12 protein-coding genes are annotated in these 14,949 nt (G+C 43.2%); 5 read left to right on the top strand and 7 right to left on the bottom strand.

The annotated features are described in order from the left end of the window. Nucleotides 1-58: 58 nt before the first annotated feature. The 3 genes from hemH to J4E06_RS07605 all read left to right on the top strand — a co-directional run bounded on the left by hemH (nt 59) and on the right by J4E06_RS07605 (nt 3,742). The gene (hemH, locus tag J4E06_RS07615) at nt 59-1,105 is read left to right on the top strand and encodes a ferrochelatase (RefSeq protein ID WP_349523437.1); all 1,047 of its coding nucleotides are present in this window, start codon (nt 59-61) and stop codon (nt 1,103-1,105) included. Nucleotides 1,106-1,211: 106 nt separating this feature from the next. Further along, nucleotides 1,212-2,588 carry an MATE family efflux transporter gene (locus J4E06_RS07610; RefSeq protein WP_349523436.1) on the top strand — a complete coding sequence of 459 codons (1,377 nt, stop codon included), beginning with the start codon at nt 1,212-1,214 and terminating at the stop codon, nt 2,586-2,588. 53 nt (nt 2,589-2,641) lie between these two features. Further along, on the top strand, nt 2,642-3,742 hold the full coding sequence (locus tag J4E06_RS07605; RefSeq protein WP_349523435.1) for a lactonase family protein: 1,101 nt from the start codon (nt 2,642-2,644) through the stop codon (nt 3,740-3,742). An 8-nt stretch (nt 3,743-3,750) separates the two neighbouring features. On the opposite strand, the gene J4E06_RS07600 is transcribed toward J4E06_RS07605, so the two are convergent. The 3 genes from J4E06_RS07600 to J4E06_RS07590 form a co-directional block, all read right to left on the bottom strand. Then, a complete protein-coding gene (locus J4E06_RS07600; RefSeq protein WP_349523434.1) occupies nt 3,751-4,683 on the bottom strand; it encodes an alpha/beta hydrolase family protein in 933 nt (310 codons plus the stop codon). Nucleotides 4,684-4,692: 9 nt separating this feature from the next. Next, complete coding sequence (locus tag J4E06_RS07595) at nt 4,693-5,802, bottom strand: TFIIB-type zinc ribbon-containing protein (RefSeq protein ID WP_502877342.1); 1,110 nt, start codon at nt 5,800-5,802, stop codon at nt 4,693-4,695. A gap of 114 nt (nt 5,803-5,916) precedes the next feature. Beyond that, nucleotides 5,917-7,056: an SPFH domain-containing protein gene (locus J4E06_RS07590; RefSeq protein ID WP_349523433.1), complete on the bottom strand. Its 1,140-nt coding sequence runs from the start codon at nt 7,054-7,056 to the stop codon at nt 5,917-5,919. 123 nt (nt 7,057-7,179) lie between these two features. Between J4E06_RS07590 and J4E06_RS07585 the strand changes: the two genes are divergently transcribed. After that, nucleotides 7,180-7,536 carry a DUF2237 family protein gene (locus tag J4E06_RS07585; protein WP_349523432.1) on the top strand — a complete coding sequence of 119 codons (357 nt, stop codon included), beginning with the start codon at nt 7,180-7,182 and terminating at the stop codon, nt 7,534-7,536. A 37-nt stretch (nt 7,537-7,573) separates the two neighbouring features. Here the strand turns inward: J4E06_RS07585 and J4E06_RS07580 are convergent, their stop codons facing one another. The 4 genes from J4E06_RS07580 to J4E06_RS07565 form a co-directional block, all read right to left on the bottom strand. Next, complete coding sequence (locus J4E06_RS07580) at nt 7,574-8,506, bottom strand: Ig-like domain-containing protein (protein ID WP_349523431.1); 933 nt, start codon at nt 8,504-8,506, stop codon at nt 7,574-7,576. A gap of 355 nt (nt 8,507-8,861) precedes the next feature. Next, complete coding sequence (locus J4E06_RS07575; protein ID WP_349523430.1) at nt 8,862-9,368, bottom strand: DinB family protein; 507 nt, start codon at nt 9,366-9,368, stop codon at nt 8,862-8,864. A gap of 18 nt (nt 9,369-9,386) precedes the next feature. Next, nucleotides 9,387-10,811 carry a Gfo/Idh/MocA family protein gene (locus J4E06_RS07570; RefSeq protein WP_349523429.1) on the bottom strand — a complete coding sequence of 475 codons (1,425 nt, stop codon included), beginning with the start codon at nt 10,809-10,811 and terminating at the stop codon, nt 9,387-9,389. A 10-nt stretch (nt 10,812-10,821) separates the two neighbouring features. Then, nucleotides 10,822-11,610: a 3-keto-disaccharide hydrolase gene (locus J4E06_RS07565; protein WP_349523428.1), complete on the bottom strand. Its 789-nt coding sequence runs from the start codon at nt 11,608-11,610 to the stop codon at nt 10,822-10,824. A gap of 108 nt (nt 11,611-11,718) precedes the next feature. Here J4E06_RS07565 and J4E06_RS07560 point away from each other — a divergent pair, with 108 nt between their 5' ends. Next, entirely contained in the window at nt 11,719-14,853 is a 3,135-nt protein-coding gene (locus J4E06_RS07560; protein WP_349523427.1) for a VPS10 domain-containing protein, read from the top strand. Nucleotides 14,854-14,949: the final 96 nt, after the last annotated feature.

Here is a 14,949-nt window from a genome sequence, read left to right as displayed (position 1 = left end):
ATGAGGAAAAGGTGATGTCCACTTCGTGTTGTATTTTAGCGCTCTAAACTAAAAAGCCGTGAAAAAAGGAGTTTTATTGGTCAATTTGGGGTCGCCAGATAGCCCAACCGCCAAAGATGTTAAGCCGTATTTGGATGAATTTTTGATGGACGAACGCGTTATCGATGTAAACCCTGTGCTCAGAAACATTATAGTTCGAGGCATTATCTTGAACACCCGTCCCAAGAAATCCGCAGAGGCCTATTCCAAAATTTGGTGGGATGAAGGTTCTCCGTTGATTATAATTTCCAAAAGATTCGCGGAAAAAGTACAAAAGCATATCGACCTCCCAATTGCATTGGGTATGCGCTACGGCTCTATGTCCATCAAGGAAGGATTGCAGGAATTGAAGGGCAAAGGTGTAGATGAGGTTTTTTTGGTGCCCTTGTACCCGCATTATGCCATGTCATCCTACGAAACGGTTGTGGTAAAAGCACTGGAAGTGCAACAGCAAGATTTTCCTGAAATGCACTTGACCACGTTGCCCGCTTTTTACAGCAATCCGGATTACATCAAAATTTTATCAAAAAGTATTGCTCAAGGATTAAAGGGATTTGATTACGATCATATCCTTTTTTCCTATCACGGAATCCCTGAAAGACATATCAGAAAATCGGACCCTACGAAATTCCATTGCCAATTGAATGGCGAGTGCTGCAAAACAAACTCTGTGGCGCACCACACCTGCTACCGTCATCAGTGCTACGATACCACCGAATTGGTCAAAAAAGAATTGGGCTTGCCAGAGGATAAGGTAAGCACTTCGTTCCAATCAAGGTTAGGAAGCGATCCATGGTTGCAACCCTTCACCGATAAAGAATTCGAACGATTGGGGTACGAAGGCATCAAAAAATTGGCCGTTATTACCCCGGCCTTTGTAAGTGATTGTTTGGAGACCTTGGAGGAAATCGCCATGGAAGGAAAAGAGCAGTTCGAAGAAGCAGGTGGCGGCGATTACATCCACGTACCTTGTTTGAACGATCGTGATGACTGGGCCGAATTGATGGCCAAATGGATCAAGGAATGGGAAGAAAAAGATGCTTTGCCCGAAACTCATATTCGATAAATTTCATTAAAAAAAAGAACAGTAGAAAGATAGTTTGGTCAATGCATTGTAGCTTTGAAATAGATTTACCTTTCACCTTAACCTAAAACCGAAGAATACCGCTGGTATGGCCAAAATAACCTCCGAAGAACTTGGGCAGGAACCCATTGGGAAATTACTGGTCAAACAGGCCGTACCCGCTTCCATTGGTATTTTGGTGATGTCGCTAAACGTATTGGTGGACTCCATTTTTGTGGGAAACTGGATTGGTTCCATTGCCATTGCTGCGATTAACGTAGTGCTACCGGTATCCTTTTTTATTGCGGCCTTGGGAATGGCCATTGGTATCGGTGGTTCCAGTATAATTTCGAGGGCACTGGGTGCCAATAATCGGGAAAAGGCCCTTAAAACCTTTGGGAATCAGATTACATTGACTTTGGTGGTCACCATATCCATGGTAGCCCTTGGACTTTACTTTGTAGACAGCCTGATTCCTGCTTTTGGCGGTAAAGGCTCCATTTTTGAACCCGCCAAAATCTATTACACCATCATTTTGTACGGAGTTCCCTTTTTGGCGCTCTGTATGATGGGAAACTCAGTAATCCGCGCTGAGGGCAAACCTCGATTTGCTATGATTGCCATGATCATTCCATCTGTGGGAAACCTATTGATGGATTATATTTTTATTTATGTATTCGATTGGGGTATGCACGGAGCCGCATGGGCCACTACGGTAGGCTATCTGCTCTGTTTTTTCTATGTGTTTTATTTCTTTTTATCAGACAACTCCGAACTAAAGATCGATGTTTCCCATTTTGGGCTGGACCGTCCTATTCTTCGAGAGATCGGTTCCTTGGGATTTGTTACCTTGGCCCGACAAGCGGTAACCAGCATTACGTATTTATTGATGAACAATATATTGTTCAATTTGGGCGGAGAGGCCATGGTAGCTGTGTATGCTATTATCGGCCGAATGCTGATGTTTGCCCTATTCCCCGTTTTTGGGGTCACACAAGGCTTTTTGCCGATTGCCGGCTATAATTATGGTGCGCTAAAATACGACCGGGTAAAGCAATCCATCTACACGGCCATTAAATATGCCGCCTTGATGGCAACCATTGTTTTTGTGGTGCTTATGGTTTTTCCTTCGGAAATTGCCTCCTTGTTTTTAAGTGATCGACCAGAATTATCCGCAGAAGAACTCGAAGCCAATAATTTTGTGTTGCAGCACATACCCTTGGCTATGCGACTGGTTTTTGCCGCAACACCGATCATTGCCATACAATTGATCGGGGCAGCCTATTTTCAGGCCATTGGAAAAGCGATTCCAGCACTATTGCTAACATTGACCCGTCAAGGGTTCTTTTTTATCCCTTTGATTTTAATCTTACCCAATTTTATGGGCGAAATAGGCGTGTGGCTCTCATTTTGTATTGCTGATGTGCTTTCTACCATTGTCACGGGAATTTTTCTTCAAAAAGAAATCAGGAGCGAACTGTCCTAAACAGCTCGATTTTGATTTAGAATGTTTAATTTGGGCGACCTAACTAAACAACCATGAAAAAAATTATTCTAGCGGGCGTGGCTGCTGCTTTAGCAATCGCTTGCGCTGAAAAACCTGAAGAAAAATCTATGCACACCCTATTTGTTGGAACTTATACCGATGGCGATAGCGAGGGCATTTACACCTATACTTTTGATGCAAACACAGGTGAATTATCCAATCAAAAACTTGCAGCCAAATTGACAAACCCATCTTATTTGGCCATTTCTGATGATAAAAAGAATCTCTACGCTGTTCAAGAAACGGCTGATTTTGATAGCTTGGGAGGTGGTGTTACTGCCTTTAGTTTAAAGAAGGACGTTTTGAAGCTTCAAAATAGTATGGGAACCCAAGGAGCACACCCTTGTCATGTTTCCCTTTCAGGGGATGGATATTTGGCCGTTGCAAATTACACAGGGGGCAATGTGGCCTTATTTTCATTAAATACTGATGGTTCGTTGGCAGATGAACCACAAATCATTGATCATAAAAAATTGGACTCCGTGAAAACTTCGCATGCGCATATGGCACAGTTCAATGTTGATGGACTTATGGTAACGGATTTGGGATTGGATGCCATAAAGCGGTATACTCAACAAGGGGATAGCTTTGTGCCCACGGAACAAGCATCAATACCGTTTGAAGATGGAGCAGGCCCCCGCCATTTTACCTTTGGTAAAGGTGGACAATTGTTATATGTCATCAACGAGTTGAACAGTACTATTTCTGTTTTGGAAAAAGATGTTGACGGCAAATACGACGAAATTCAGGTAGTTTCAACTTTGGCTGCGGATTTTGACGGGGAAAGCTTTTGTGCCGACATTCATCTCTCACCTGACGGCAAATTTTTGTATGGATCCAACCGTGGGGAAAACACCATCGTAATTTTTGAAGTTGACGGGAATTCAGGTCAATTGGAATTGGTGGGAAGAGAATCAGTTCACGGTGATTGGCCCCGGAATTTTTCCATGGACCCAACGGGTGAATTTTTACTGGTGGCCAACAAAAAAACGAGCAACATTGCCATCTTCAAAAGAGATGGGCAACAAGGAAAATTGACATTTTTAAATGAAGTAGAACACCCTAATCCGGTTTGTTTGGTGTTCTTGGATTGAGGTAAAGATTACCTGCCGTGGGGCTCCATATCAGGAAGTGGGTGCTCATCCTTAAGGTAAAGGTCAAAATGTCGCTTCATTTCATAGAATACATCGTCACGAAATTCTCGAATACCGTGATCTGCACCCTCAAATAGTATAAATCTTGTTGGGTGCTTGTACTTATACAATTTACTCACTAGATTTAGAGATTCTTCAGAAGAAACCCGCCAATCAGCACTACCGTGCATAATTAGAAGCGGTGTTGTCTTGCACATTTCATCAGCCCATAGTACGGCGGACCTCTGATTTAACTGGTTTTCTTTATCCGTTAAATAATTGGGAACCAATTCAGAAAATACATGTTCTTCCATTTCGGGTCTGTTTTTAATATTGAGATGGGCATCGGCCAATCCTGCAACAACGACGGCAGCTTTAAATTCACATGACTTTTTTATGGCCAAATAGGTCATCATTCCACCTCGACTACCACCTTCAATACCCACTCGAGTTGTATCTGCCTTTGGCAGTTGATTCAAAACAGGAACTAAATTCAATACATCGTTTACATCATCGCCACCAAACTGTTCCAATCCTTCACCACCATCATTGCCCCGATATTGACTGGCAATCACTACATATCCCCAGCCGGCCATTTTACCCATAAAAAAACCAATACTCAAAGGTGTCCACTTCCCAAAATCTCTATTGCCGCCACGATTTGAGATGATACAGGGATAAACACCTTCTTTTTTTGGCTCGGCAATGTATCCGGTAACCTTTAAACCATCCGATAGATAGGTTATTTCGGAGAATTGAATGGAATCTAGATGAGGTACTCCTTTGGCTAACCGTATTTTTATGGAATCGGAAAGGACAAGAGGTTCCTTCGAAATAATTTTTCCGTTTTGTGCACAAGAAGAAATGGATATTAGAAGTAAAAGTAATAGAAGCTTTTTCATTATTGATTTTTATTTTTTTGAAAGAAAAACAATAACCCCAATAACCACAAGTGCTACTAGAACAGTAAAGAAGATTTTCCAAAAACTATAAGGTCGTGTGCCCGAAATTTGGCCATTCTCTCCATTAATAAAAAAATTGTATTCCTTCCCATTGTAGCGATAGGCACTTACGTAAACAGGCAACAAAATATGTTTAAAGGTTTCTTCGGACAATTTCATATCCATAGAAAGTACACGCTGGGTGTCGCCGCCAATATCGCGTCTGCACCAAGAATCTGCAATGCCCTTTGCCACCTCTTTGGAGTGTAAATGACCATCTTTTAAAGGGATGGTATATTTTTCGGTAACAAATCCAGATAAAAATCCACTGTTGAACGGTTGAAGCTTTTTCAAATCCCAAAATGCAATTTTACTTGGAATTCTTCCAGTTTTTTGGTGCGAAGCTTTGATCAATGTATCGTCCACAAATCCCGAAACCTGTCCCGATGCGGGATACCACCTGGTTTTCCTGACCCTTTGGGTCACCATTTTTCCGTTGGCATTTCGAACTCTTTTGGTTTCATAATAATATTCGCCACGCTGACCGGTGTAGGAGGCGTAGAGCTGCGCATCAAAAGTCCAATAGGGCAGATAAAGACCTTTGGTAAATTGAGGGTCTAAAGAGGCTTTTTTTAAGTTGTTCGGTGCAAACCATAAACCCTTTACCCACTTCTTAAAAATGATAAAGGATTGTTTTTTATCAATTTGAAAAGGGAGTACTGCACCGGGCAAGATCCAATTTTCTTTGTAGGCGTCTTCTATTACCAAAGGCTGACCGCAATACACGCAGTGGAGGGATTTGTAGTTTTCTTCCACATGTTGGTCGGCACCGCAATTTTTGCAATGCAACATTGAGATTTCCTCACTGTGCTTTTGTGCGCCCATTTCCTGTAAAAAAGGGTGTAGCTCTAATTCTTCAAACCCACTTTCGTCCACGGCAATGGTCTCTTGGTGGCCACAATACTCACAACTGATACTTGTGGTGCCAGGCTTGTACTTGAGTTCTGCCCCACAATTGGTGCAGGCCTTTTTCAGTTCGGTCTTTTGGATTTTTTGTTCTTCCAATTGCTTATTTGTCATTCTGAGTGAAACGAAGAATCTCACTCATATACGATTAAAAAGTGAAATTAACAGATATACTTCACTGGTTTCTCGACTATGCTCGAAACAACAGTTCAGTATGACAGTTTAAAACTATTCTGTTGGCAGTGGAGGCGGAGTATTGCCCCCCAAGAATGATTTTAATTCTCCCACTTCTTTCAATGCCATCCATGTGGACATTCCCTGCTTCCATACCAAACTATCGCGGTTAATGGTTCGTGAAGCAAACAGGGATTGCATTTGCTCAAAGCTCACAGGGCCGTGTTGTGTCCCGTTGGAAGCGTAAAAATACATCGTTTGTGCAGGCATTGGTGGAGGTACTGCTCCACCCGAAGGTTGCCCAGCTTGTTGTGGGGCTGCTTGAGCGTTTCCGCCCATCATGCCGCCCATTTGTTGGGCCAGTACAAAGCCCATTCCCATTCCCATTCCGGCACCAGCGGTTCCTCCTTCGTTTTGTGCGGCAGCCTCGATGGCCTTGGCCGTTTTGAATTTGGTCAATTTCTCCAAATCAAGCTTATCGATGCGGCTGTACTCAAAGATTTCTTTTTTGAGATCTTCCGGCATGGAGACATTCTCGATATAGAATTTTTCCAAGGAAATACCCACGCTTTCGAACTCGGGTGACATTACCTCGCGGCAGGTATCCGAAAGCTCGGTTGTATTGGCAGCGTATAGTTCAATAGGCAAATTGGCTTGCCCAACGGTATTCGTGAATCGCGTGGCAATCAAACTTTTTAAGTGCTCGTTGATTTCAAAATTGGTAAAGTTGCTATCAGTCCCAACAATATCTTTTATAAACTTTCCAGCATCGGAAATTTTAAAAGCATAGGTTCCGAAAGCTCGGATTTCCACTAGACCAAAACGGTCATCACTTAAAGTAATAGGACTTTTTGTTCCCCATTTTTCATCGGTAAAGAGATGGGTGTTCACAAAATACACCTCGGCTTTGAAAGGAGAGTTGAAACCATATTTCCAACCTTTTAAGGTTGAAAGTATAGGTAAGTTTTGTGTGGTGAGGTCGTAAGTTCCGGGCCCAAACACATCGGCCAGTTGCCCTTCGTTGATGAAAACGGCGGTCTGCCCCTCGCGAACAATTAGTTTGGCACCGTTCTTTATTTCATTTTGATAGCGCTCAAAACGATACGCAATGGTATCGTCCGTATAATCCAGCCACTCAACAATATCGATAAACTCATTGCTGAGTTTTTCCTTTATTTTTCCAAAAATATCCATGGGTATAGTGTTTAATTGTTATCTGCTTAAAGCTATAAAAAATGATGAATGCTTGTATTTCATTTGTAGAAAAAGTGATAATAATGTTACAAACTGCTCAGCTTAAATTATTTTTAAGGTACTATGGATAAAAATGTACTTGGATCACCACTTCAGTCCTGCTGTCTAACGCCAAAAACGGGCTATTATAGAGATGGTTTCTGTAAGACCGGTACTGATGACACGGGAAAACATGTGGTATGTGCTATAATGACGGAAGAGTTTTTGCAATTCTCCAAAAGTAAAGGGAACGACCTGATAACCCCTATACCGTACTTTCAATTTCCCGGGTTGAAGGCTGGGGATAAATGGTGTCTTTGTGTTTCGCGTTGGAGAGAAGCCTATTTGGAGGGTGTGGCCCCACCTGTGATATTGGAAGCTACACACGAGAAAGCGTTGCAATATGTCTCGTTTGAGTCTTTGTTGGAGCTTAAAGTGTAAGTCAAAGAATGGCGCTTAAGCAATCTGTAACAAGAGGCTAATTTGAATTGACCCTGTAGGTTATTTTCCTGTTAGTGATTATTGTGGCAAGAACACTGAGGGTTACATCTGCTTCGTCACAAAGTATGCTGTTGTCCACAAACTCCATACTACAGATTGAAGGCGATGAAGAGCCCGAACCATCCATACGCTCACCAATTACGATATCTGTGGCCGAACTACTGTCCAAAGGAGAATTTGGGGGAGCTACAGCATAAACCGTTGAACTTCCGTTTGCCGTGTAAGTGACTTCCCCGGTAGTTTCATCATATGCCACGGTGTAAGGATTGTTTCCACTCAAAAAATTTCCAAAATCTTGGGTAAAGGTCTCGGTAAGACCGGTCACGGAGTTAATTACGTCAATTTCCAATCCCATCTCATTGGGTCTAAAATGATAGATTCTGAAATTGCCCGCGGTAACAATATCGGCTTGACTTTCTTGGTCCTGGTATTCGAAAGAAACTGCAAAGCTGGTAAAATCAAAAATACCTGAAGAATTGGGCACTACGATATCAAAACCTGTGGAGCCGCCCGATCCTGTGGGAAAATGAATCCCACAACCTGTTTGTGCTGCATTTGGATTGACCGATGTGGCATCTGGACCAATTGTTGCCGTTGTAATTGTTGGGGTGTCAAAATCAAAACGGGAAACTACCTCACTAGGGGAGCCGTTGTCGCATACGCGATAGGTAAAGCTGTCACTTCCAACGAATCCTGGATTTGGGGTGTAGTCAAAACTACCATCGCTGTTTAGATTCAGAACTCCTGAAGAGACATCTACTATAGGGGTGGTTTGCACACTCATGGTGCCATTTCCATTGGCATCGGAATCATTATTGAGCAAACCGGTTGAAGCCAGAATGTTTAGTGTACTGTTCAAACCTGCGTTATAGGTGTCATCCATAGCTACAGGGGGCTGCTTTTTGGGCATTTATACCTACAGGAGTTATTAACATCCCCCCAAATAGGCTTAGAACAATTGACAAATGACTGATTTCTATCTTTTTCATGATCTTTCGAAACTAATCCATGGAAAAGAAGTTGTGAAATTAATGTTGTGACTGTTAAAAAATTGGGGGTGATAGCACACTTTTATAACATTAATCAGCTGGAAGCCCGCTATTTTCGTGGGTAAACGCTGTAAGAGAAGACTGTCAAAACCTCATTGCTTTTGAAGTTAAAGCATCGCTTTTCATCTCACTTTGAAGGTTTTGTTGGGGCTTCCAACAAGTCCGGTTCCCATCTACTTCGTGACCAAATTTACCAGGATAGCTGCGACAACCCAATTATTGACCTTTTAAAACGCTAACCGTCACTAACAACTGTCCCACATGGCGTTGACTGTGTTCGGCCGCATGAAAAAGTAATCCAATCACTGTGGTGGGCAGCTTTTTTCTTCCTACAAAACGTTCATCCGTAAGTGTAGTTTCGGGGATGTTTTTAAAATATGCCAATGCTTCATCCACTTTGTGCTCAAAATCCAAAATCAACTTTTGGGATGATGGTACATCTTCCCCATTAGCCTCGTTTTTTAGGTATTGGAATTGTTCATCCATTAGGCTTTCTTCCTTGGCATAGGTCAGTAACCTGTCTAACACGCCCGTCAAATGTTTTAGGTGGAACCCAACCGAAGCCCTGTCATATGGTTTTTCCCAAAGTTTATCCTCGGGAAAATCCAACGCATACTGTTTTACCTCCCGCACGGATTGCAACAGTGCATGTGCGGCAGGTTGTAACAGGGCGGGTACATCTGGTATGGGACCACTAAGCCAATATTCTTGTTTGGAGGGCATAAAAAACGTTTATTTTTTTTAAAAATCACGATAATCCCCCGCCAAATATTTATTGGCCTTTTCTTCTTTGAATTGGGCGGTTTCTGCATCCCAATGCAAGGTTTCACCAGGGAAACGACCTGCAATGGTGCCTAACAAAATGGTTTCCGTCAATCTTGCCGCATAATCAAAAGGCGCGGTAGTGGTGTCCTTGCCCAAACATGCATCCACAAATTGGTGATAGTGCTTAGGACCTTCCGTGCCATAATTTCGGATGGGTTCTCCCAAATTATGCTCTTCAGAAACCTTGGCGATCTCTTTGGAGATGTCCACGTATTTCCCTTTTCGTATTTTCTTTGGCAATTGCATAAAGTGAGGCAAGAGCAAACGCCCTTTTTCACCAACGAACATCGCACCCTGTTCCGGCAATTCGTTTTCACCCGCTACTCCTGCATCCAAGGAAATACTATTTTTATCAGCCTTGTCGGCAGATTTATTGTCTTTTTTCATTTCCATGCCCGGCAACATAAGGTCTTCGTGCATGTCTGGGACGCCTGGCCCATCGTACCAAATCCATTTTAGGGATTTGCCCGTGTGTTTTGTACCGGGGAACTCATAAGTAACAGTGTTGTTTTCTGGAAAACCGAAGCCGTTGCTGGGTCGACATTGCGTCATAATGGTTCTGGGTACATCCAGCTCCAATGCGTTATATGGAGTATCAAAAATATGAACGCCCATATCGCCCAAGGTACCGCAGCCGTAATCCATCAATTTTCTCCAATTTCCAGGGTGATACATTCCATCTTTATAAGGCCTTTTTTTGGAGGTGCCCAACCAAAGGTTCCAATCCAATTGATCTGGAACTGGGTCTTCACCTTCGGGCAAGGGCCCATCATATCCCCAGTTTTTAGGGGACCATGCATGTACGGTATGTACTTTTCCTATAATGCCGGATTGAATCAAAAGAGTGGCCAGTTTATAATCATAAAAGGAATGTACTTGAATACCCATTTGAGTAATCAATCCTTTTTCGGCCGCTACTTTTTTCATCTCTCTGGATTCGGACACATAGTGGGTCAATGGTTTTTGACAATATACGGGCTTGTCCATATTCATGGCCATCAACGAAGCTGGCGCATGGGTATGGTCTGGTGTGGAAACGATAACGGCGTCAATCTCGTCCCCCATTTCTTCCAACATGGCACGGTAATCAAAAAAGATACGCGCTCCCGGGTGCATTTTATGGGCAGTGGATAGGTTAATGGCATCTACATCGCAAAGAGCGATTACTTCTACAGCTTCGTGGGATGAGACCGCCTTTAAATCCTCCATTCCCATATTACCGACCCCAATGTGGGCCGTTCTTAGTTTTTCTTTTGGGAAGCCCGCCTTTAATATTGATGGGGCAAACATAATTCCGAGTGCTCCCACACTACTTTTCTTGATAAATTCTCTTTTGTTCATGGTCTGGAGGTTATAGTTTTTTAATTTTTATGTTTCTGAACCAAATTGGGCTTGCATGGTCCTGCAAAGCAATGTAGCCCGTTTTATATTTTCCGTAGTCGGGTGTATTGTCCCATTTTCCTGAATTCTTTTTGGCTTTCCAATCTTCTGACCACGGTACAAATTCCAATAATTTTTTACCGTTGAGCCAGTGCTCCACCTTTTCGGGCGTGAACACGATTTTGGAGGAGTTCCATTCCCCTACGGGATTCAGTTGTTTCTGTGATTCGTCCGCCGTATGCATGGCATAATCGGCTCCTGTTTTCTGCCAGTCTTGAAGCAGTTCAGGGTGCTTGGCACCAAATTGCGAGTTGTACCCGGTGAGGTCGTGGATGTCGGCATAGTTTTCATCATCTATTATTTGATATTCGGGTGACACCTCGGGAGGCCCATCATATCCTTCTTTTACATGATAAAAAATCCCGCTATTGGCTCCTTCGGGTATTTTCCACTCCAGATAGAGTTCAAAATTATCGAACTCTTCGGCGCCGTAAATAATGTCTTCCCCACCGGTGTAATCTTGTTCAAGTCCCAGTTCGGTATCAAAAGTGAGGACGCTGTCTTTTATTGTCCATCCGGGAGGGAGGGAGTCCATATTATAGCCCCGCCAGCCTTCTAAACTGGTGCCATCAAAAAGGTAGGTCCATTCGGATATTTTCTCTGCGGTTTCGGTGGCTGCTGTTTTTTCTTTTTTGTTTGATTGGTTTTTACAAGCTGTTATCGCCAAAATAAGGATGGCGAACCTTAAAAATTTGAGCATGGGTTAGTTTTTGATTTTTTATATGCCGGGTTAAAGTACAAAATATTGGATAACTTTTTTGTTGCTTTTTCACTACTTTTAAGGCTGACTAACTCAACACTTTAAAAAATGAAGATTTGCTTTTTCAAAATTGGTATGCTCTTGCTTACCGCCACATTGTTTATTACCCCCATGCATTCCCAGCGCAGGAACAAAAAACAGAGTACACCGGAATACCCCGAAGAACTGTACTCAAGTTTGGAATACCGATTGATCGGTCCTTTTCGTGGAGGCCGTTCCGGAACTGTTGCCGGAGTGCCGGGAGAACCTAATTTATATTATTTTGGAGCTACGGGCGGTGGTGTATGGAGAACTACCGATGGAGGCCGTACCTGGGAAAATATTTCCGACGGTTACTTTGGAGGCAGTATCGGTGCCGTTGAGGTGGCACAAAGTGACCACAATGTGATTTACGTAGGTGGAGGAGAACAAACCGTTCGCGGCAATGTTTCATCGGGCTATGGCGTTTGGAAAACAGAGGATGCTGGAAAAACCTGGAAATCTTTGGGCTTGGACAAAAGCCGTCATATTTCCCGAATGAGAGTTCACCCCGAAAATGCCGATATTGTTTATGCGGCTGTAATGGGCAATTTATACAAGCCCACCGAAGAAAGAGGTGTTTATAAAAGTACGGATGGTGGTGAGTCATGGAAAAAAGTGCTTTTTGCCAACGATATGGCTGGAGCGGTTGATTTAACTTTTGACCCGAACAATCCAAGAATTTTATATGCATCTACATGGAGAATTGAACGAACTCCCTATAGTTTGAACAGTGGTGGAGAAGGTTCTGCGCTATGGAAAAGTACCGATAGCGGAGAAACATGGACAGAGATTTCCAACAACGAAGGTTTCGCGACCGATACGTTAGGAATTATCGGTGTGGCCGTTTCGCCCCAAAACAGCAATAGGGTCTGGGCCATGGTAGAAAACAAAGAAGAAGGAGGCTTGTACCGCTCGGAAGATGCAGGAAAAACTTGGTCTCTTGTAAATAGTGACAGAAGTTTAAGACAGCGCGCTTGGTACTATACCCGAGTGTATGCTGACACCAATGATGAAGATGTAGTTTATGTACTGAATGTGAGTTATCATAAAAGTACGGATGGAGGAAAAACTTTTGAATCTTCCAATGCACCGCACGGTGATCACCACGACCTTTGGATCGCTCCAGAAGATTCCGATCGCATGATCATGGCCGATGATGGGGGTGCCCAAGTAAGTTATGATGGTGGCGAAACCTGGAGTACCTACCACAACCAACCCACAGCACAGTTTTATAGGGTTACTACAGATAATGCCTTCCCATACAGAATTTATGTGGCACAGCAAGATAACTCCACCCTAAGAATCAATTACAGAAGCGATGATGGTTCCATAGGAGAGGATGATTGGGAAGAAACTGCCGGTGGTGAATCCGCTCATATTGCCGTGGACCCAACCAATGACGATATTGTTTATGGAGGTAGCTACGGTGGATTATTGACCAGGGTAAACCATGCTAAAAATACAGCCAGAGCGGTGAATGTTTGGCCAGATAACCCCATGGGCCACGGGGCCGAAGGGATGAAGTACCGTTTTCAGTGGAACTTCCCAATCATGTTCAGTAAACACGACCCCAATAAGTTGTACACCTTTTCCAACCACGTGCATATGAGCACCAACGAAGGTCAGAGCTGGGAGTTGTTGAGTGGAGATTTAACTAGAAATGATCCTACAAAATTGGTGTCCAGTGGCGGACCCATTACACAGGATAATACCAGTGTGGAATATTATTGTACCATATTCGCAGCGAACGAAAGTCCTTTAAAAGAAGGATTATTGTGGGTGGGCAGTGATGATGGATTGATTCATGTGACCAAAGACGGTGGTCAAACTTGGGAAAATGTTACACCACCAAATATGCCCGAATGGAACATGATCAACAGCATTGAACCTTCCGCTTTTGATGAAGGGACTTGCTACGTAGCTGCTACGCGTTATAAGTTGGGGGATTTTGCTCCATACCTTTACAAAACCACCGATTACGGTCAAACTTGGACCAAAATCACCGATGGGATCGAAGATGAACACTTTACGCGTGTCCTAAGGGAAGACCCGAAAAGAAAAGGGCTGTTGTATGCAGGTACGGAAACCGGTATGTACATCTCTTTTAATGATGGAGCCAATTGGGAGAAGTTTCAGTTGAACTTGCCCATTGTTCCCATTACAGATTTGACCATTAAAGACGATAACTTGATCGTAGCCACCCAAGGTAGAAGTGTTTGGGTGATTGATGACCTTACCGTGTTGCACCAATTGGATGATGCCACAAAATCTGCGGATGCTATTTTGTACAAACCAAGGGACAGTTACCGTACCAAAGGTAGAGCTGCGAGGAAACCATCAAAAACAGAAGGTGAAAACTTGGCCAACGGAGTGATAACCCATTTTTACCTGAAAGATTTCTCCGAAAAGGACAGCATTGCCTTGACCTATACCAAAATGAACGGGGATACTTTGGCCACTTACAGCACCTACGCCAAGGAAAAAGACAAAAAACTGGAGGCCAAAAAAGGAGGGAACACCTATGTTTGGGACACCCGCGGTAAAGGAGCTGAAAGATTGGACGGCATGATTTTGTGGTGGGCCAACCTAAGCGGCCCCAAAGCAGTTCCCGGAACTTACAAAGTCAGTTTGAACGTGAACGGGACCGATCAAACGGAGAACTTTACCATTCTTCCCGATCCAAGGGCAGAAGTTACGGTGTCCGATATGCAAAAACAGTACGATTTCATCACCGAGGTGAACGAAACCGTGGACAGGGCGCATCAGTCCATCAAAAAAATCAGGGCCATCAATGGCAAGTTGGATGAATTCATCAAAAAGTACAAGGATGATGAATCAACAAAAGCTTTGGTGGAGAAGGCCAAAAAGATGAAGGAAGAATTCAGTTCAATTGAAAAAGAACTGTATCAGACCAAAAACAGAAGTCGTCAAGACCCTTTGAACTTCCCCATAAAGTTGACCAACAAGTTGGCACATTTGAACAGCCTGGTCTCCATTGACGATTTTCCTCCAACGGAACAGGATATTGCTGTTAAAAATGAAATGTCGGGCAAAATAAATGAGCAATTGGAAGCTTTTGACACCTTGGTCGACGAGGAAATTTCAGCTTTCAACGAAGAGTTCAACCAACTCAAATTAAATTATTTGAGCATAGAAGAATAAACAGAATGAGGGTGTATAAAAAGCAACAAAAGTTTGAATTTGTCAGGTTGAGCGCAGTCGAAACCTATTGATTATCAACCTGCTTTAGGTTCTCGA

This window comes from Allomuricauda sp. NFXS6 (genome assembly GCF_040148835.1).
Lineage (GTDB): Bacteria > Bacteroidota > Bacteroidia > Flavobacteriales > Flavobacteriaceae > Flagellimonas.
Note: the sequence above shows the minus strand (reverse complement) of the source record. Positions and strands in the feature narration are given on the sequence as shown.